This window comes from uncultured Nostoc sp., from assembly GCF_964245445.1.
GTDB lineage: Bacteria > Cyanobacteriota > Cyanobacteriia > Cyanobacteriales > Nostocaceae > Nostoc.
Genome location: NZ_CAXTNE010000014.1, coordinates 19,648 through 38,199 on the forward strand (window position 1 = coordinate 19,648; position 18,552 = coordinate 38,199).

Genomic DNA, 18,552 nt, shown 5'->3' on the forward strand with positions numbered 1-18,552 from the left:
GAATTATCAATTTTGTTTTGGATTATTCATAATTCATTTATTGTTTTTAGTTCCCAATCTCAAACCTCAAATTTTATGGATTCAAATCCAGCATTGTGTGCAGCGATCGCAAATCACATTACCACCAATCCTCAACAACAAATTACTTTTGCCCAATTCATGGACATGGCATTATACCACCCTGAATACGGCTACTATTCCAGCGATGCAGTCAAAATAGGTTTTAAAGATAGTGATTTTTTTACCTCTCCCAACCTCTGTTCTGACTTTGGCGAGTTACTAGCAGAACAATTTTTACAAATGTGGGAGATTTTAGGAAAACCTATACCCTTTTCTTTGGTAGAAATGGGAGCAGGTCTAGGATTGCTAGCTTTGCATATCCTTAAATATCATCAACTGCACTACCCAGATTTTTTTGCAGCACTGGAGTACATCATTGTTGAAAAGTCCCCAACTTTAAGACAAGAACAGCAGCAACGCTTGCAAGATTTCCCGGTGCGTTGGTGCAATTTAGAGGAAATACCACCAAATGCGATCGCAGGCTGCTTTTTTTCTAATGAATTAGTTGATGCTTTCCCCGTCCATCAATTCATCCTAGAAACGGGCGAACTCCGAGAAATTTATGTGACAACCTCAAACCTAACCTTCCAACCCCCTTCAAGTGAGTCTCTCTCCCCTCCCCTCATAGCACAGGGGTTGGGGGAGAGGTCAAATTTTGCATTTGTAGAAGTCACAGGAGAACCTTCAACGCCCCAACTGGCTGAATATTTAAACTTAGTGGAAATGGACTTGACCCAAAGTGCATATCCAGATGGCTACCGTAGTGAAATTAATTTAGCTGCTCTAGACTGGTTAAGTATAGTAGCAGACCGCTTGCAGCGCGGTTATGTGTTAACAATTGATTATGGCTACCCCGCCAGTCGTTACTATAATCCCAGGCGATCGCAAGGAACGCTACAGTGTTATTACCATCATCGTTTCCATGACAACCCTTATATTAATATTGGGCGACAAGATATCACAGCCCATGTTGACTTTACGGCTTTGGAACGCTGGGGCCAGAAGTACAATTTAAAGAATATTGGTTTTATCCAGCAGGGATTATTTTTGATGGCGCTGGGGTTAGGCGATCGTATTGCTGGCCTTTTTGATCAACAGCAACCCCTCTCACAGTTACTACAGCGCCGGGACTCACTACACCAGCTTATAGATCCCACAGGACTCGGCGGCTTTGGAGTCTTAATTCAGAGCAAAGGTCTGGACAATACAGAAATTTCTCAACCACTAAAAGGATTGACCCTGCCAGAGTAAAAGTGAATTTGAAAAGTTAAAACTCTATTTAAGAATGCAGTATCAGTCTTATTTAGACTAGCATAACAGTGATTACTGTAAAGTTAAACACAATACCAAAGTAATAATTATGTCCACTCATGACCTGTTAATGCTAGTAACCTTACTGACTCCAGGGATTTTACTTTCAGTGATAATTATGGCGACTTTTGCTGCTGGTGGCTAATCTCCAGAAACGTTAGGGACTTCCAAATAAAAATATCCCAAAACGGACACAAAACCCTCTCTATTTCTCCTCTCTTTATGTTCTCTGCGTCTGGAGTGGTAGCCTGCGGCAAGCCGCTTTGCCTCTACGTTTATTTCTTGGAAATCCCTTAGTTACTAGTCAGTGAACAGTTATCAGTATTTAGAGATAACTGTTCACTGATAACTGATATTCAAATAAAACGATAGAAACGCGATGTCTACAACAGACTGTGACGCTCTCTACGAGACCCTGCGCGTAGCTTGCCCCCGTAGGGGTACGAATCTCGCTAACGCTTCTCTACAAGACGCTACGCGAACGCTATCAGTGACGCTGTACCAAAGGAACGTGAAAAATGAAGGTGGCATTTCTGGGAACTGGACTGATGGGACTACCAATGGCTCAAAGGTTATTAGCCGCAGATATACAGCTAATTGCCTACAATCGCACCCCAGAAAAATTAGCACCACTACAAGCAGCTGGGGCTGAAATTGTTACACATCCCCGCCACGCCATTCGTGCTGCTGAGTGCGTAATCCTCATGCTGACTAATGCCCCGGCCATTTATAATGTGTTGCTTTCAGACACTGCTTGGCAAACTCTGGAAGGGCGCACAATCATCCAAATGGGAACAATTACTCCTACAGAAAGCCAGGAAATTAGGGATGCAGTAGTTGGTGGTGGTGGTGAGTATTTAGAAGCACCTGTATTAGGGAGTATCCCGGAAGCAAAAGCTGGCGAGTTAAGTGTTATGGTAGGGGCCGAGCCAGAACAATATCAACGCCACTTAAAGTTACTCCAAAATTTTGGGACAGAACCTTTACTTATCGGGCCAGTGGGATCTGCGGCGGCGCTCAAATTAGCACTAAATCAACTAATAGCTTCCCTGACAACTAGCTTTGCTTTGAGTCTGGCTTTTCTCCAGCGTCAGGGTGTTGATGTGGATGTGTTTATGCAAATATTGCGCGACAGTCCACTCTACGCATCTACCTTTGACAAAAAGCTACAACGAATGTTGGATGGCAATTATGCTGATCCGAATTTCCCCACAAAACACTTGCTCAAAGATACAGAATTATTTATCTCAGAAGCGAAATCTCGAAGTTTGGATCTCAGCAGTATTAAAGGTGTTCGGCAAATCTTGCAAACAGCCGTGAAAATGTCATTTGCTGATGATGATTACTCATCACTATTTTCTGTAATAAAAGAATGGGGAGAGTGATCGAGGAATAAATTTTTGTAGGGTAGCACAGCTAGCTGTGCTACCCTACTTAAAAAGTTTCTTTTTACACCCTAGCATCCCTGATATGGCTTTTGAAAATGCTCAATTAAAAGATTTTAATCTTTAAATAACGATATTACTGCCCATTAGTAGTTGATTGAGGAAATGGTAGAGATTCAGGCTGAGGCTGAGGCTGAGGTTCTGGTTGAGGATTGAGAAATTCCTGCCAAGCCTTAATTTGCTCTTGCGCCGCACTGTAAGCAGCACTACCGCGTGGAATCGATTTGGCAATGTCAATCCCTCTGCCAATATCAGACTGACCTTGAGAGCGTGCTATTTCTAACAATTGCTGACTCCACTGGTCAATAGCCTGATTCGCATCCATACGTAAGATGCTATTATTTGAAACCCGATCTGCCAGCCGAATTGCCTCAACCAATGCTTCTGGCGTGCCAGCTGCGCCCACTTCCTGCGCTTTTTTCCAGTTTTCTCTGGTGCGGATTTCCCCTTCCCAGCCATTTATAGCAGTTTGTGCTTCTTGTGAAAGCGCCCTTCCCGACGAGGCAATTTGTTGAGCTACGCTAATGGCGGCGGTGAGATCTCCACTTTGAGCCAGTTCTTGTGCCTGATCTAAGTAGGGTTGGTCTTGAATTCGCTGAATCTTTCCTACCCAAGTGCGAATTTTTTTCCGTGCTTCTGGATATAATGCACGACCTCTACGAATTTCGCTAGCCTGGGCGATCGCAGCTTGCAAGGAGTTGATATCATCGAATATTGCTATCTGTTCGGCGCGTTCTAAGTAAGGTTGGTCTTCAATTGTCTCCACTTGGGCACGCCAGCGACCCATTTCTTGCCTAGCTTCTGTAGCGCGGGGATTACTCGCAGGAATCAGCTGCACTTGAGCGATCGCTGCTGTTAAATTAGGCACTGTTCCCTGGCTAGCCAATATTCTCGCTTTTTCTAGATTTGCAACATCTTCAATTTCCAATTGCCAACGAGCAATCAGCTGCTGTGCTTCGTTATACACTGGTCTAGAAGGATCAATTTGTTGTGCTTGAGCGATCGCAGCCTCTAAACCAGAAACATTACCTATCCAAGCACTCCTTTTCGCGTCAGCTATGGCGATAAAGTCATCTGTTTCGCCCTGTAGTTTCGCAATCTCTGGAATTTGTCTAGCAATATTCAGTGCTTCATCCGCATCCTGCTTATCTAGTTTTGCCTGTGCCAATTCCAGCATTTTGCGTCCAAATGCCGGAATCGCTTCCTGAGCTTTTTGGTAAATGTAACTTTCTTGCCCAATGGACTCGGCTAATTTGATAGCTTCTAATAAATTATCAACAACTTTGCTGTTTGCTAAATTTTCGGCTTTTCCTAACTTATCGCCATCTTCCCGCGCTGTGGCAATTAGACGATTCAATTGGTCGTATTTAGTACCCGCCCAGTATTGATTATCTACGCGCAGCATTTTGGCAGATAACATAAATGCCGATTGCCAGTTCCGTTCCTTGACTTGGGCGATCGCACTGTTGTATGTGGCTTCTGCCTTTGACCAAATTAACTGCCACTTGTCAATTTGCTCATCGACTAATTTATAAGCTGCCACATCTGAGGGTATCTTACGAGCAGTAGCGATCGCTTCATCTAAATTCCCAGTTTGGAAACTTTCATCGGCTAGCTTCAAAATATCCCGTGACCATTCTTCGATGAAACGATCAATTTCTTCATGTAACGGGTGATTTTGTGGTAGTTGCTTCACCAGAGCGATCGCTTGCAATAGGTCGTTCACTGTCTGTTTAGAAGCCGCCAACTGAGCGCAGTGTAGCCGCACTGAAGCACTAGCTAGCGGCCAGAAAATCGAAGGGCAATTAGGGGCAGAGGGCAACTTTAGCAGCATTGCCATTGCCAAGAATCCTACACTGCCGGGAATCAACATTAGTAGTACCAGCCATAATGTCCAGCTTTTCATCCAGCGTGGCCATTTCCCAGTACTACTGAGTTGTGCAGTTTCTTCTGAATTACTATTTATAGGTAATCCTTTCCTATGGTTTTTTTTTCGCCGCTTCACTGACTTGGAGTTAGAACCAGTAGCTGGGGAATCAAATGGCTGAGTTTCACCGAATTGTTCTGTTCGGGATAATCTTTTGTTTTGATCTGGCTCTCTTCCACTGGCTGAAGACCAACTGTCTGGAATATCCCGCTCTGTCATCTCTCACACCAAAATAATTGAATAGCGCTCTGTTTTAGGTTGATAATTCCATTGTTGACATAGTAACTTTCTCATCATTAAAAAGCTACTTTTTTGAATATCTCTCTCCAGAGAATATCATTATCAATCTAAAAAATCAGTGCTATTTTATACGTTATCCTAAAACAGTAGATTCAGCTTGCAAATCGGCAATTAGTTGAGCTAACTGATCGCTACTTGCCTGATAAACATTGCCGCAAAATTCGCAAGTTGCTTCAGCACCATCATCTTTAACAATCATATCTTGCAGTTCAGCTTCTCCTAAAATCTTCAGTGCCCCCAAAACGCGATCAAAAGAACAACCACAGTGGAAGCGCAGCATTTGCCGTTCGGGAAAGATTGCCAGCCCCATGTCTCCCAACAGGTCGTTAAAGATTTCAAGTAGCGTCTTCCCAGCTTGCAACAATGGCGTAAATCCTGCTAGCCCAGCAACCCGTGATTCCAACGTTTCTACTAAAGCTTCGTCTCTAGCAGCTTTGGGCAATACTTGTATCAGTAATCCTCCAGCCGCAGTTACTCCACCTGCTCCCACAAACACACCTAAAACTAAAGCTGAAGGTGTTTGTTCAGAATTCACCAGATAATGAGCCACATCATCGCCAATTTCCCCAGAAACTAGTTCAACAGTACTAGAGTAGGGGTAACCGTAACCAATATCCCGGACAACGTAGAGGTAGCCGTCACCCACTGCACCGCCAACATCTAGCTTACCTTTGGCATTGGGAGGCAATTCCACCGATGGATTCCCGACATACCCGCGTACCGTACCATCTAAGCCTGCATCTACCAATATGCCGCCCAAAGGTCCATCGCCCTTCACCCGAACGTTAACCCTTGACCCAGTTCGCTTCATACTAGAAGCCATTAACAAGCCCGCCGCCATAGTCCGACCTAGTGCTGCCGTTGCCACATAGGAAAGCTTGTGACGCCCCCGTGCTTCTTCTGTTAAACGTGTGGTGATCACACCTACGGCACGAATTCCACCTTCGGCTGCTGTTGCACGAATTAACTGATCCGCCATGAATAACCTTACATTTCTTAACAAGTTCACTTTTTCTATTCTAAGTTCTCTGCTGCAAGAAAAGTAACGTAATGGGGTGTTACGTAAATAAACGCCTGTCATTGGTCATTAGTCATTAGTTATTTGCAAAGGACAAAGGACTAATGACTAATGACAAAAACTATTTGCAATATTAGAAATAGCGATCGCTCACCTTTAGGTAATCCTATAAAAATGCTGGGTAATTTTCAACAAAGCCAACTGCGGATCGAAATCGAAGCATCAACAGATGCAATTCGTGACAGTCTGCTGCATCCGGTACAACTAGAAAAATGGCTCTTAGGGCAACGCTTTGCGCCAGGAATGCCAGAAGAACTGCTTCCAGGATTCCAGTTTACAACCTGGACTGGGCCAGTTCCGATTCATCATCAAGTAGATGTTGTCAAATCCAACTGTCTCCGCTTGGTACTTAGCGGAGGCATTGACGGGTTCCACGAATGGTACTGGGGAGAAGGTTGGGTACAGTCCCGCTTGGAAGGAATTTCACTTTTGCCCTTAAATTTGGGTCAAACTTTGAGTTTGTTGAGCTTGCGTCAGTTTTTGGCAACTCAAGGACGTTGATTTGATTGACGTAAATTGGGGATTGGGCATTGGTTATTCTTTGCGTCCCCAGTCCCCAGTTTATGAACCAGAAATAATACCTACAATAATTTTTATCAGCACAGATAAATCTTCTGGAACTTGATAGCGTTTTTGGTCTTGAGTCACCTGACGATTCGCACGATGGTAAACTCCAAAACGCCAGTCTTCACCAGTCGTAACTGCACCATATAGAAGTTCAGATGTGGATGTAGTCCATTGATCAAGTGCTACTAATTCAATAGCGAGTTGAGTAAATCCTCTAACTAAATCTGATTGTTTGGCTTTGGTCAACTCACGTCTTGCACCAGAGTACCTAACGACTGGAAGTCGCGGCTAAACAAACGATCGCCACATTAGCATCACTGCGATTCAGTCCCGCTTTAGCCCCTTCTAGTCTAGCAACAGCAGCTTTGAAAGCTTGTCCTGTTTCCTGAATTTACAGAATAGCTAGCGATCGCCCCCGTATTTCCCATCTGCTGATATTGGTTCATAGATGCGATCGCCTTTTGGATTGCATTGGACTCAATAGCCATTTGAATTTTTAGCGCTTGAAGTCGTGCAGCAATTTGCGATCGCTCTAACTGATTTTGCCGGATATTGCCGTCTTTTCTTTAAATGAGCTTTTTTGCAAAACTCCCATAAATTGGCGTTTTCACTCTGGAGGATGAGGATGAAAGCGATCGCTTTTGCTTTTATTACAGTTAAGTGCCTTAACTGTATATATTAAGTATGCAAATATCAAGCTTATATATGGCTGTTAATATAGTAATTAGCGCATTTTAGTACGAACATCAAATCTTTATAATTTTATCTAAAATTTTATCTTTTCTTTATTGACTTTCAATAAGTTATACTTTTATAAAAAAGCTTTTTTTAAACTAATTAAGAATTAAGCAAATTTAGCAGTTTTTCTATCAAAATAATTTATATATCTTAGAATTGCTGCTGTATAAAATAACTTTAAAAATCCTCATTTATAAATAAAAATACTTATTAAGAAATCAGAATCGCAGTTTGAAGTTTTATAAATTTATTTAAGCACAACTCGTATAAAAAAGTTCTTTGGTTTGCTTAACTATATCTTAATCTTGGGTCTTTTCGTTAATTCGTCAGTATTAATACTTAATCAGCTTAATTTATCCATTTTTCGGCAAAATTAAGCTTTTAGAGCGCCATACTTATATCAATACATATTAACGCCTACGATTCTTTGATAAATTCAAACTTATTTCTAAATAAATTTGTATAAATCCTCACTATATAATGTCTTTATTAAAGGTGTGTAATACACATTTCTTTAACAATTAGTTGCTTGACCTATTTAGCAATAGGAGTAAGATACTTCTATGGACACGAAAAAGTTACCAGATATACAGTTTACGCTTATATCTATGACTTTGGACTGACCTGAATTTAATCCCAACAATCAAGTGAGAACTAAGATTATGGAAAGCACATTGTTCACTGCATTAAACACCAACGAAGAAGCCAACCTCTCTGGTGGTAAGTTTGACCCAAAAAAAATTAATCTTATTTTCGTTGGTCAGCAAGGCGTCGGCGGCGGTGCTGCAGGCGGCGGTTCCATTAATAATGGATCTGGTGGAGTTGCTGGATCTGTTGTTCTTGGCGGCCCTGGCATCATTAACGCTTAATCTTGATCCTAAGTAATAAACGTAAAGACGCGATTAATCACGTCTTTACAGCGATTAAGTGGCACTTCTAAAAGTATTTAACCTGTTCATTATGTAGGTTAAGTAACTTTTGAGCGAGTCTTAAACAGCTAATTGACATGGTTCTACGCTAGTCATTTAGCTGGATATTAGATTCGCCTAGAATAACATACCTTTATTGTCGCCCAGGCACTTTGTTCAACAAACTTAACAAAGTGCCTGGGCGAGATAATTTTTTTTCAATTAATAAATATTTCAGCGAGTTAAACGTTTTTATATTAAAAAAAGAAGTTATATCTATTCAAACTTGGGTTTTATACAATAACTACAAAAAACCCGTTTTTACATAAAAATATTTATTCAAAAATGCAGAATTCCAGTTATGAGTTTTAGAAATTCATTTAAGTATAACTTGTATAAAAATGTTACTTGCTTTGCTTGACTATATCTTTAATACTGAGACTTTTCATTAATTTACCAGTATTAATATATCTTGAGCTTAATTTATACATGTTTTGACAAAATTAAACTACTTGCTTGCAAACTGCTGTATATTTTTCTTTTTCAATAAAATAATTGCTTGACCTATTTAACAACAGCCGTATAATACTTCTGGCAGTACAAAGCTGCTATCTTCAGAAATCGACCATACTCATCACCATCTAAAGCTTAATGAACCACAACAAAACGCTTTTTAAAGAACTAACTCCAAACGAAGAAGCAAATATGTTTGGAGGTAAAAAACTTGGCAAGAATCAAAAGCCTAATAAGCAGCCGACAAATATAACCATAAACTTTATCTATTTTTATGGAGATGTTAATGGCGCCGGTGGTGGTGCTGCTTCCGGTGGTTCCATTGGTGGCAACTCTGGATCTCCCACTGGCGGCTCTGGTGTAGTTATAGCCCCTTCATAATTAAAGTTTCCAAATCCTGCCTGATCTGAATTAGCAACGTTTCTTGTTTCATCAGAGTTTCCAAACTGAACAAATTCCGATTGACTGTTTTTTCATAGCTACAGTCAATAGTTTTTGTAGCGCTTTTTCCGGAAAATACTGCTCATTTTTGAGTAGTCGATTAAGAAATAAGCGCTACTGTATGCAGGGATAAAGCCCTGCTATTTTTTTGATTTTTCTCACAATCTTATTGCATATTGGGGTGTGAAATGAAATACCAAGTTGTTACACAACATAGCAAAGAAGATTGTGGAGCAAATTATTTTTAATTGTCAGCCGTCAACACTTGCTCTACTGTTAATTCTAACTCTGGAAAAGTTTGAGATTGAATGCATTGAGTACCAACAAACTCCACTGGTTCGTATAATTCTTCAATCAATGTGAAAACAGTCACTTTGTTCGTTAATGGATCGACAATCCAATACTCTGGAATATTTAAAACGTTATACTCAACTCGCTTGGCTCGATAATCTATAATCTTTGTTGACTCACTGACGACTTCCACCACCAACAAGGGGGGTGGTTCGTTGAGTTCAATAACTGCCTCTCGGTTTCTCAACTCTCGCCATTGAGGCAATGGAATCAGAACTACATCTGGAATCCTCGATGTATCCCATCTGCCAGCACGGGGAGAACGAACACCGATAACCATTTGTTTAGAAGTCCAATCCAACTTTAGCCGGAGAATTTCTGCTCGGAAAGAAACATTGAGAAATTCTGTTACCGCCCCATGTTGTCCACTTCCTAGACTCATGGGAATTAATTCTCCATTGACCAATTCGTAGCGGGTATCAGTGCCATTATTATAAGCTAGATACTCTTCAAAGGTTAGTTTTGGGGTGGTTATAGTCATTGCTTCCCCTGACAAATTTTTACCTTGGTTTGACAACTAACACCGAACAATTAGCCTCTTCCACAACTTGACTGCTAACAGAACCCTGGACAATTCGCTTCATCCCCATCAATCCCCGGCTGCCAATTATAATCAAGTCAGTTTTGTAAATATTGGCAAGGCGAATAATCTCTTCGGCAGGATCACCAGTTACCAGTTCTAACTCACTGCTGACTGATAACTTTTCCTGATATAATTGCAGCTGTTTTTCAATCTGAAAATAAGAAAACGTTGGGGACTCTAGCTGAGGGCGATCGGCGGGTAGTTCCATTTCTGACTCTGGCGTAAGGAATACATGACAGAGAATAACTTTGGCATCTTTTGACAACGCCAAATTATCTAAAGTCTCAATTACTCGTTCTGAAATTTCCGAACCGTCCAGAGCTACCAAAACACTATTTAGCACCGCTCTCGTCTCCTAAAGAGTAGACACCTTACATAAGTATCTAGCAAAATTCCTCGGCAACGACACTAAACCAATTTTTTATTTGCCAATTAGTTTATATATTTGAGGTTGTGCTATATGTCAGTTTCATGGTGGTGCATTGTAGCAACTGGTTTGGAGAAGCTTTTCACGAGTTTCCGGGACAGGAAAACCCTCTCGCAAAAACTACAGTCGGCAATGCCCGACTTGTGGATGTTTAAAGGTGAGCTGAAGATCAGGCTAGGAAATGGCATCGTGCGTTAGCGTAGCTTACCATAGGTATCGCTATCCAAACTTTTAGTTAGGGACTTCCAAAAAATAAGTTATCCCAAATTATTTTTACCTTTGTAGAGGCGCACAGCTGTACGCCCCTACGATGGGATATTTTTTTAACTGGAAGTCCCTTATAAGAAAAAATTAAGCATTCCAAATCACTCTTCTTGCTGAATTCGGCGTCGGACTGAATCAGCATGAGAAGGTAAGCCCTCTGCTGTTGCTAGCACATCAATAGCACTAGCAACATTTTGCAGCGCAGTTTGTGAGTATTGAATAATACTAGAGTGTTTGAGAAAAGTTTCCACCCCTAATGCCGAAGCATAGCGGGCAGCGCCAGAAGTTGGCAGGGTATGGTTAGGGCCTGCCAAATAGTCTCCTACAGCTTCTGGTGTAGAGTAACCTAAAAAAATTGCCCCAGCGTGGCGAATCTGTGGTAGGAGTGCCCAAGGGTCTTTGATTTCTAATTCCAGGTGTTCGGGGGCAAATTCATTTGAGAGTTCTGCTGCTGCTTCGAGCGATTCCACAAGGACAATCAAGCCGTAGTGAGCGATCGCTTTTTCTGTGTCTATTCGCCGTGGGTGATCCACTAGCTGTCTTTCCAAGGCTAATTGCACGTTTTTCGCCAAAGCCGCATCTGTCGTCAGCAAAATCGCTGCCGCCATTGGATCGTGTTCGGCTTGGGCTAGCAAGTCAGCAGCTACATGCACCGGATTTGCGTTTTCATCGGCAATCACCAGCACTTCGCTGGGGCCTGCTAAAGAATCAATGCCAACGGTGCCATAGACAAGTTTTTTCGCTAGGGTGACATAAATGTTACCAGGGCCAGTAATCACATCTACTTTCGGAATCGTTTCTGTGCCATAAGCTAAAGCGGCGATCGCTTGTGCGCCCCCAATGCGATAAATTTCTTGCACTCCTGCTTCTTGGGCAGCTACCAAGACTGCTGGGTTAATTGCACCCCCTGGCCCTGGTGGTGTCACCATCACCACATGAGGTACAGCAGCAACATGAGCCGGAATTGCATTCATCAGCACTGTACTGGGATAGGCGGCACGGCCACCAGGCACATACAACCCCGCTCGATCTACGGGAGTGTAGCGTTTGCCCAGCACTACTTCATCGTCGCCAAAGTGTACCCAGCTTTTTGGGACTCGCTGACGATGAAACGCTTCAATTTGGCGGCAAGCTAGCCGAACTGCGCCCAACAACTCTTTTGACACCTGCTGATAGGCTGCATCTAGTTCCGAGCCTGTAACTCGAAGTTCTTCTGCTTTCAGGGTTTGTTTGTCAAATTCGGCTGTGTAATGCAATACAGCTTTGTCGCCTTGGCGCTTCACTGCTTGCAAAACTTCCCGCACCGTTGCTTCTTTGTGAAGCACCTGTTCGTCATGGGTGCGATCGCAGATCCGTTGTAGTTCTGCTCTAACGTCTGCCTGCTGAGTAATGATTCGCAGCATGGAGTAAGGACAATGCCAAAATTATAATATTCACACCTGAGATTTAGTATTGCTCTTGACCCACTGGGGTGTGCAAGCTGACTCTAATTCTCTTCTCTAGCTTAACCTGGATTTTTTTGATACTCTCAAGTCTGCCAGCATCTAGTTTGCTTGAGAAGGCCACTTAATTGCTCAGTCCAACCAGCCAAGGCTTGCCTAGCGGCAGGAAGCAGGCGTGCCATTTCCCGCTACTCTTACGCCCTTATCCTCACTCCTTGCGGGGTGCAGGTGGTGTATTTACACATCCAATCCCCCAGATTTACAGGGGGTAGGGTCTGAGTATAATTTTTCTTTTCCTAACTTTTAGTAGTTAACATTTGTACAGAGACGATAATATAGTATCGATTCTATACTTTGAAACCCCTGAAATTTAGCTATTTACAGTTCCTTGCCTTTGACAATACACCTGTTTTCGGGACAGATTGATTATATTGGCAATCACATTGCTTAACCAGGTGATTAGTTAGGGTGACCATTTTACATGTACTTTATTTTAACGCATTTCCTTAATTGACGACACCCCAAATTAAGGACTAAGAATTCGGGAGCGGAGACTAAACACTATTTTCCCCAATCTCCAGTACCAAATTTTCAATTATAGATTTTTTTTTAGGAAATTATAACATTGGCAATTTGGATGCTATATTAGTAAGTCTAGTAGTGTGTGTACATATTAATAGTATTTTTGGAATTGACTGTGGCGAATACAAAGTCTGCTCTCAAGCGTGCCGAAATCGCAGAACGTAACCGACTGCGTAACAAAGCTTACAAATCAGCAGTCAAGACGCTGATGAAGAAATACATTAATGCTGTAGCTGTCTATACAGCTAATCCTACCCCAGAATTAAAACAAGAAGCACAGGCTCGCTTATCCGAGGCTTACGCCAAAATAGATAAAGCGACTAAGCGGGGTGTCCTTCACCCAAACAATGGGGCAAGGAAAAAGTCAAGATTGGCTAATAAACTAAAACCCCTAACTCAAGCAGTTGCTCAATAATCATTGGTGAGTCAGTGCCCTCTTGTGACTGAGGGAGACACTATGTTACAAAGCTTACTAAAGTTTTTGTAAGTGGTGTGAAACGCCAAGGGTAATGGCAAGCCAGTGTAGTATTGAAGGTTTCCACACCACTTACTCTATGTCTCTCAACCCGTCCAACGCAGGGCTGTCCCATGAGGGAATTAAAATGAGTAGCGGGCGTGTCCCTCTTGAAGAGTTTAGCGATCGCAGGAGTAAAGATTCACCCGGAGGGTTATTTGTCTTTAGTCGTGATCAGGGCTAATAATTTATGACCAAGGGCAAAGGGCAAAGAATGCAACTAATAGACACGCACGTTCATCTCAACTTTGATAGTTTCCAGCCGGATTTGGCAACAGTAAGATCGCGGTGGCAAGAAGCAGGAGTAGTACGTTTAGTACATTCCTGTGTTCACCCAGAGGAGTTTTCCAGCATTCAATCCATAGCGCACGAGTTTCCCGAAATCAGCTTTGCCGTAGGATTACATCCTTTAGATGCTGAGAAATGGAATCACGAGACAGGCGAGAAAATCAAAACTTTAGCGAGTTCTGACTCTCATGTGGTAGCAATTGGAGAAATGGGGCTGGATTTTTACAAAGCTGATAACTATGAGCATCAGCTGATGGTGTTTGAGTCGCAGTTAGCGATCGCATCTGAACTTAACTTACCGGTAATTATCCACTGCCGCGATGCTGCTGTGGCAACCAAAGAAGTGTTGCAAAAATGGCGGGAACTCAAAGGAGAAAGAGTGCGGGGAGTCATGCATTGCTGGGGAGGAACGCCAGAAGAAACTCAATGGTTTCTGGATTTAGGCTTTTACATCAGCTTTAGCGGGACGGTAACGTTCAAAAACGCCAAAGCGATCCAATCCTCGGCGGCGATGGTAAGTAGCGATCGCCTACTAATTGAAACAGACTGCCCATTTCTCGCCCCAGTTCCGAAACGAGGCGAGAGGCGCAACGAGCCTGCCTACGTGCAATATGTAGCAAAGGAAGTAGCTAAACTGCGTCAGGAAACGGTAGAGGCGATCGCCCATCAAACCACCCAGAATGCTTGTGAATTATTTGGTCTGTCAATATAAAGTGTGCAATAATTCTCTTTTATTCCGTTGTGCTAAAAAAATAAAACTCTAGAGAGGGAAAATATGGTAATATTATTCCCTCAAAAACATTTTGCTTGCGCCATAATGATAAAGGAAGGAACCTAAAATTTCTGAGCCTAATTTTCCATACTGTTATCGGCTTGGCCATCCTCCAAATCTCTACAAGCGGATGCTCTCCACACATGACTAACTGTGCCAACCCAAGTTGAGCAAGATTGCACAATATCGGCTTGGTGTGTATCGATCCTATTCAAAATCGTTAAACGAAATTGCCTTGTGAGTACAATCCAGCAAAATGAAGTGATTCTGATTCAAAGCCGACAAGGTGCGGATCATTCCCTCAGTCTTAGGATATCTAGGATATCACTGAGAGTATAAATAGCCGGGTGGATTTAAGACACACCGTCTAGAGCTGCGTCAGCAAATTAACGCGCTTTTTGGAGGGGAAATGAAGAAAGTAAGTAAAACTCAGGAATATCTCAACTGTATATTCTTCTTAAATCAAGACTATAGTGGGTTTTTGGCGTCTGAGTCCCCGATTTTGGGCGATTACCCCTTTGTCCAAATTGCTCATTCCAGCTTTAATGGCTGCGTTTGCCCACACCTGTAAATAGCAAGTGTGTAAGAAGGAGTTCCCAAACAGCTAAGGACACTAGCTAGCAGTGGGAAGCGTAAAACAGCAGTGTCCAAGGGAAAATTTTACCAGGTTGACAAAGGAAGAGGCATGACTAAAGAAACATACATGGAACCCGCCTTTTTGTTGCCCGACTTGATTGAAATCCAGCGTTCGAGCTTTCGCTGGTTTTTGGAAGAAGGGCTGATAGAAGAACTTAACTCCTTTAGTCCTATTACAGATTATACGGGCAAATTAGAACTGCACTTTTTGGGTCATAACTACAAACTCAAGGAGCCAAAGTACAGCGTTGAAGAAGCAAAACGGCGGGATAGTACTTATGCCGTCCAAATGTATGTTCCCACAAGGTTGATTAATAAGGAAACCGGGGAAATCAAAGAGCAAGAGGTATTCATTGGGGATTTGCCTTTGATGACCGATCGCGGCACGTTTATTATTAACGGAGCCGAGCGGGTAATTGTCAATCAAATCGTGCGATCGCCTGGCGTTTATTACAAATCAGAAATCGACAAAAACGGGCGACGTACTTATTCAGCTAGCTTAATTCCTAACCGGGGAGCATGGCTGAAATTTGAAACAGACCGTAACGATTTGGTCTGGGTACGCATCGACAAAACCCGCAAACTGTCAGCACAGGTACTTTTAAAAGCTTTAGGGTTATCAGACAACGAAATCTTTGACGCCTTACGTCACCCAGAGTATTTCCAAAAAACCATTGAAAAAGAAGGGCAATTCTCTGAAGAAGAAGCCTTGATGGAGTTATATCGGAAACTGCGTCCTGGTGAACCACCCACAGTCTTAGGTGGACAACAACTTCTGGATTCTCGTTTCTTTGACCCGAAACGCTATGACCTTGGTCGCGTTGGACGGTACAAACTCAACAAGAAATTGCGTCTTTCTGTTCCAGACACAATGCGCGTGCTGACTGCTGGCGATATCTTGGCAGCCGTAGATTACCTGATCAACTTAGAATATGACATCGGTAATATCGATGACATTGACCACTTAGGCAACCGTCGGGTGAGAAGCGTTGGGGAATTGCTGCAAAACCAAGTGCGGGTGGGCTTAAACCGCTTAGAGAGAATCATTAGGGAACGGATGACCGTATCTGATGCTGAAGTGCTAACTCCCGCTTCCTTGGTTAACCCCAAACCATTGGTAGCAGCAATTAAAGAATTCTTTGGTTCCAGCCAATTAAGTCAGTTCATGGATCAAACAAATCCCTTAGCAGAACTGACCCACAAACGCCGTCTAAGTGCCCTTGGCCCAGGTGGTTTAACCCGCGAACGCGCTGGTTTTGCCGTGCGGGATATTCACCCTAGCCACTATGGACGTATTTGCCCCATTGAGACACCAGAAGGGCCCAACGCCGGATTGATTGGCTCCTTAGCAACCCATGCGCGGGTTAACCTGTACGGCTTCCTCGAAACACCATTTAGACCTGTAGAAAATGGGCGAGTCAGATTTGATCTGCCTCCAGCCTACATGACAGCCGATGAAGAAGACGATCTACGGGTTGCTCCGGGAGATATTCCTGTAGATGAAACCGGGCACATTATTGGGCCACTAGTGCCAGTCCGGTATCGCCAAGAATTTTCCACCACAACACCAGAACAGGTGGACTACGTAGCAGTATCTCCCGTACAGATTGTGTCGGTAGCAACCAGCATGATTCCCTTCTTGGAGCATGATGATGCTAACCGAGCGCTGATGGGATCGAACATGCAACGGCAAGCAGTACCCTTACTGAAGCCAGAACGCCCTCTGGTGGGTACTGGTTTGGAAGCCCAAGGAGCAAGAGACTCCGGGATGGTGGTTGTATCGCGTACCGATGGCGATGTTACTTATGTGGATGCTACAGAAATTCGCGTCCGTCCTAAACCTAATACCCAAGAAATTAAGTACACCCTTTCCAAATACCAGCGTTCCAACCAAGACACCTGTTTAAATCAGAAACCTCTCGTCCGCATTGGTGAACGGGTTGTTGCTGGTCAGGTATTGGCTGATGGCTCTTCCACCGAAGGCGGTGAATTGGCACTAGGACAAAATATCGTCGTTGCCTATATGCCTTGGGAAGGCTACAACTACGAAGACGCAATTTTAATCTCTGAAAGACTGGTGCAGGATGATGTCTACACCTCAATTCACATTGAAAAATATGAAATTGAAGCTAGACAAACCAAACTGGGGCCAGAAGAAATTACCAGAGAAATTCCCAACGTCGGGGAAGACGCCCTGCGTCAGTTGGATGAACAAGGAATCATTCGCATTGGAGCATGGGTAGAAGCTGGTGATATCTTGGTAGGAAAAGTCACACCAAAAGGTGAATCTGACCAACCGCCAGAAGAAAAACTCTTACGTGCCATCTTTGGTGAGAAAGCACGGGATGTGCGAGACAATTCCCTGCGAGTCCCAAATGGTGAAAAAGGTCGTGTAGTTGATGTGCGCTTGTTTACTCGTGAACAAGGCGATGAACTGCCACCAGGAGCGAATATGGTAGTGCGGGTATATGTTGCCCAAAAACGGAAAATCCAAGTTGGCGACAAAATGGCGGGACGCCACGGTAATAAAGGGATTATTTCTCGGATATTACCGGCGGAAGATATGCCTTATTTGCCCGATGGTTCACCAGTGGACATTGTACTCAACCCCTTGGGCGTACCCAGTCGGATGAACGTCGGACAAGTATTTGAGTGCCTTTTAGGTTGGGCTGGTCAAACCTTGGGAGTGCGATTTAAGATTACTCCCTTTGACGAAATGTACGGTGAAGAGTCATCTCGCCGAATCGTGCATGGCAAATTGCAAGAAGCACGGGATGAAACAGGGAAAGACTGGGTATATAACCCAGATAACCCAGGCAAAATCATGGTGTATGACGGTCGTACAGGCGAACCCTTTGACCGAGCAATTACCATCGGTGTGGCTTACATGCTAAAACTGGTGCATTTAGTGGATGATAAGATTCACGCCCGTTCTACAGGCCCATACTCACTGGTGACTCAGCAACCCTTGGGTGGTAAAGCACAACAAGGTGGTCAACGGTTTGGGGAAATGGAAGTGTGGGCATTGGAAGCCTTTGGTGCAGCTTACACCTTACAGGAATTGCTCACAGTTAAATCTGACGATATGCAAGGACGGAATGAAGCGTTAAATGCGATCGTTAAAGGTAAGGCAATTCCTCGACCTGGAACCCCAGAATCCTTTAAGGTGCTAATGCGCGAGTTGCAATCATTAGGGTTAGACATTGCCGTACACAAGGTAGAAACCCAAATAGACGGCAGTTCCCTAGATGTAGAAGTCGATTTGATGGCAGACCAATCAGCCCGTCGCACACCTCCTCGACCCACTTATGAATCTCTTTCCCGTGAATCGCTGGAAGAAGACGAATAGTCCTTAGTCCTTTGTCCTTAGTCCTTTGTTATTCCCCAACGGCTAATGACAAATGT

General features: G+C 43.3%; 15 protein-coding genes. 8 read left to right on the forward strand and 7 right to left on the reverse strand.

All coding sequences use genetic code 11. The annotated features are described in order from the left end of the window. The first annotated feature begins 75 nt into the window (after nucleotides 1-75). Together ACFE90_RS04195 and ACFE90_RS04200 are read left to right on the forward strand one after the other, a co-directional pair. Nucleotides 76-1,311 carry a class I SAM-dependent methyltransferase gene (locus ACFE90_RS04195; protein WP_375498014.1) on the forward strand — a complete coding sequence of 412 codons (1,236 nt, stop codon included), beginning with the start codon at nucleotides 76-78 and terminating at the stop codon, nucleotides 1,309-1,311. Nucleotides 1,312-1,889: 578 nt separating this feature from the next. After that, entirely contained in the window at nucleotides 1,890-2,756 is an 867-nt protein-coding gene (locus ACFE90_RS04200) for an NAD(P)-dependent oxidoreductase (RefSeq protein ID WP_375498016.1), read from the forward strand. Between the two features lie 136 nt (nucleotides 2,757-2,892). Here ACFE90_RS04200 and ACFE90_RS04205 read toward each other — a convergent pair whose 3' ends face one another. Together ACFE90_RS04205 and hslO are read right to left on the reverse strand one after the other, a co-directional pair. Next, nucleotides 2,893-4,962: a chromosome segregation ATPase gene (locus tag ACFE90_RS04205; protein WP_375498018.1), complete on the reverse strand. Its 2,070-nt coding sequence runs from the start codon at nucleotides 4,960-4,962 to the stop codon at nucleotides 2,893-2,895. 154 nt (nucleotides 4,963-5,116) lie between these two features. Next, a complete protein-coding gene (gene hslO, locus ACFE90_RS04210) occupies nucleotides 5,117-6,022 on the reverse strand; it encodes an Hsp33 family molecular chaperone HslO (RefSeq protein WP_375498020.1) in 906 nt (301 codons plus the stop codon). Nucleotides 6,023-6,235: 213 nt separating this feature from the next. Between hslO and ACFE90_RS04215 the strand changes: the two genes are divergently transcribed. Then, the gene (locus tag ACFE90_RS04215) at nucleotides 6,236-6,622 is read left to right on the forward strand and encodes a hypothetical protein (RefSeq protein WP_375498066.1); all 387 of its coding nucleotides are present in this window, start codon (nucleotides 6,236-6,238) and stop codon (nucleotides 6,620-6,622) included. Between the two features lie 60 nt (nucleotides 6,623-6,682). Here the strand turns inward: ACFE90_RS04215 and ACFE90_RS04220 are convergent, their stop codons facing one another. Then, complete coding sequence (locus tag ACFE90_RS04220; protein WP_375498022.1) at nucleotides 6,683-6,934, reverse strand: hypothetical protein; 252 nt, start codon at nucleotides 6,932-6,934, stop codon at nucleotides 6,683-6,685. 104 nt (nucleotides 6,935-7,038) lie between these two features. Continuing rightward, nucleotides 7,039-7,176, reverse strand: a complete 138-nt coding sequence (locus ACFE90_RS04225; protein ID WP_375498024.1) for a hypothetical protein — start codon at nucleotides 7,174-7,176, stop codon at nucleotides 7,039-7,041. Between the two features lie 912 nt (nucleotides 7,177-8,088). On the opposite strand from ACFE90_RS04225, the gene ACFE90_RS04230 reads away from it, so the two are divergent. Both ACFE90_RS04230 and ACFE90_RS04235 read left to right on the forward strand, forming a co-directional pair. Beyond that, nucleotides 8,089-8,295, forward strand: coding sequence for a hypothetical protein (locus tag ACFE90_RS04230; protein ID WP_375498026.1), 207 nt, complete (start codon nucleotides 8,089-8,091; stop codon nucleotides 8,293-8,295). Nucleotides 8,296-8,985: 690 nt separating this feature from the next. Further along, nucleotides 8,986-9,228, forward strand: coding sequence for a hypothetical protein (locus ACFE90_RS04235; protein WP_375498028.1), 243 nt, complete (start codon nucleotides 8,986-8,988; stop codon nucleotides 9,226-9,228). 304 nt (nucleotides 9,229-9,532) lie between these two features. Here ACFE90_RS04235 and ACFE90_RS04240 read toward each other — a convergent pair whose 3' ends face one another. The 3 genes from ACFE90_RS04240 to hisD form a co-directional block, all read right to left on the reverse strand. Continuing rightward, nucleotides 9,533-10,120: a Uma2 family endonuclease gene (locus tag ACFE90_RS04240; RefSeq protein WP_375498030.1), complete on the reverse strand. Its 588-nt coding sequence runs from the start codon at nucleotides 10,118-10,120 to the stop codon at nucleotides 9,533-9,535. A gap of 19 nt (nucleotides 10,121-10,139) precedes the next feature. Further along, nucleotides 10,140-10,565 carry a universal stress protein gene (locus ACFE90_RS04245; RefSeq protein WP_375498032.1) on the reverse strand — a complete coding sequence of 142 codons (426 nt, stop codon included), beginning with the start codon at nucleotides 10,563-10,565 and terminating at the stop codon, nucleotides 10,140-10,142. Between the two features lie 449 nt (nucleotides 10,566-11,014). Then, the gene (gene hisD / locus ACFE90_RS04250; RefSeq protein WP_375498034.1) at nucleotides 11,015-12,316 is read right to left on the reverse strand and encodes a histidinol dehydrogenase; all 1,302 of its coding nucleotides are present in this window, start codon (nucleotides 12,314-12,316) and stop codon (nucleotides 11,015-11,017) included. A gap of 736 nt (nucleotides 12,317-13,052) precedes the next feature. On the opposite strand from hisD, the gene rpsT reads away from it, so the two are divergent. From rpsT to rpoB, 3 genes are all read left to right on the forward strand, one after another. Continuing rightward, nucleotides 13,053-13,352: a 30S ribosomal protein S20 gene (gene rpsT, locus ACFE90_RS04255; RefSeq protein ID WP_375498036.1), complete on the forward strand. Its 300-nt coding sequence runs from the start codon at nucleotides 13,053-13,055 to the stop codon at nucleotides 13,350-13,352. A 313-nt stretch (nucleotides 13,353-13,665) separates the two neighbouring features. Then, a complete protein-coding gene (locus ACFE90_RS04260) occupies nucleotides 13,666-14,451 on the forward strand; it encodes a TatD family hydrolase (protein ID WP_375498038.1) in 786 nt (261 codons plus the stop codon). A gap of 745 nt (nucleotides 14,452-15,196) precedes the next feature. Then, nucleotides 15,197-18,496, forward strand: coding sequence for a DNA-directed RNA polymerase subunit beta (gene rpoB, locus ACFE90_RS04265; protein WP_375498040.1), 3,300 nt, complete (start codon nucleotides 15,197-15,199; stop codon nucleotides 18,494-18,496). Nucleotides 18,497-18,552: the final 56 nt, after the last annotated feature.

Bases quoted from the DNA above. Each gene is read 5' to 3' on its own strand.
- ACFE90_RS04195 (WP_375498014.1), top strand. From the start codon at position 76: ATGGATTCAAATCCAGCATTGTGTGCAGCGATCGCAAATCACATTACC.
- ACFE90_RS04200 (WP_375498016.1), top strand. From the start codon at position 1,890: ATGAAGGTGGCATTTCTGGGAACTGGACTGATGGGACTACCAATGGCT.
- ACFE90_RS04205 (WP_375498018.1), bottom strand. From the start codon at position 4,962: ATGACAGAGCGGGATATTCCAGACAGTTGGTCTTCAGCCAGTGGAAGA.
- hslO (WP_375498020.1), bottom strand. From the start codon at position 6,022: ATGGCGGATCAGTTAATTCGTGCAACAGCAGCCGAAGGTGGAATTCGT.
- ACFE90_RS04215 (WP_375498066.1), top strand. From the start codon at position 6,236: ATGCTGGGTAATTTTCAACAAAGCCAACTGCGGATCGAAATCGAAGCA.
- ACFE90_RS04225 (WP_375498024.1), bottom strand. From the start codon at position 7,176: ATGGCTATTGAGTCCAATGCAATCCAAAAGGCGATCGCATCTATGAAC.
- ACFE90_RS04230 (WP_375498026.1), top strand. From the start codon at position 8,089: ATGGAAAGCACATTGTTCACTGCATTAAACACCAACGAAGAAGCCAAC.
- ACFE90_RS04235 (WP_375498028.1), top strand. From the start codon at position 8,986: ATGAACCACAACAAAACGCTTTTTAAAGAACTAACTCCAAACGAAGAA.
- ACFE90_RS04240 (WP_375498030.1), bottom strand. From the start codon at position 10,120: ATGACTATAACCACCCCAAAACTAACCTTTGAAGAGTATCTAGCTTAT.
- hisD (WP_375498034.1), bottom strand. From the start codon at position 12,316: ATGCTGCGAATCATTACTCAGCAGGCAGACGTTAGAGCAGAACTACAA.
- ACFE90_RS04260 (WP_375498038.1), top strand. From the start codon at position 13,666: ATGCAACTAATAGACACGCACGTTCATCTCAACTTTGATAGTTTCCAG.
- rpoB (WP_375498040.1), top strand. From the start codon at position 15,197: ATGACTAAAGAAACATACATGGAACCCGCCTTTTTGTTGCCCGACTTG.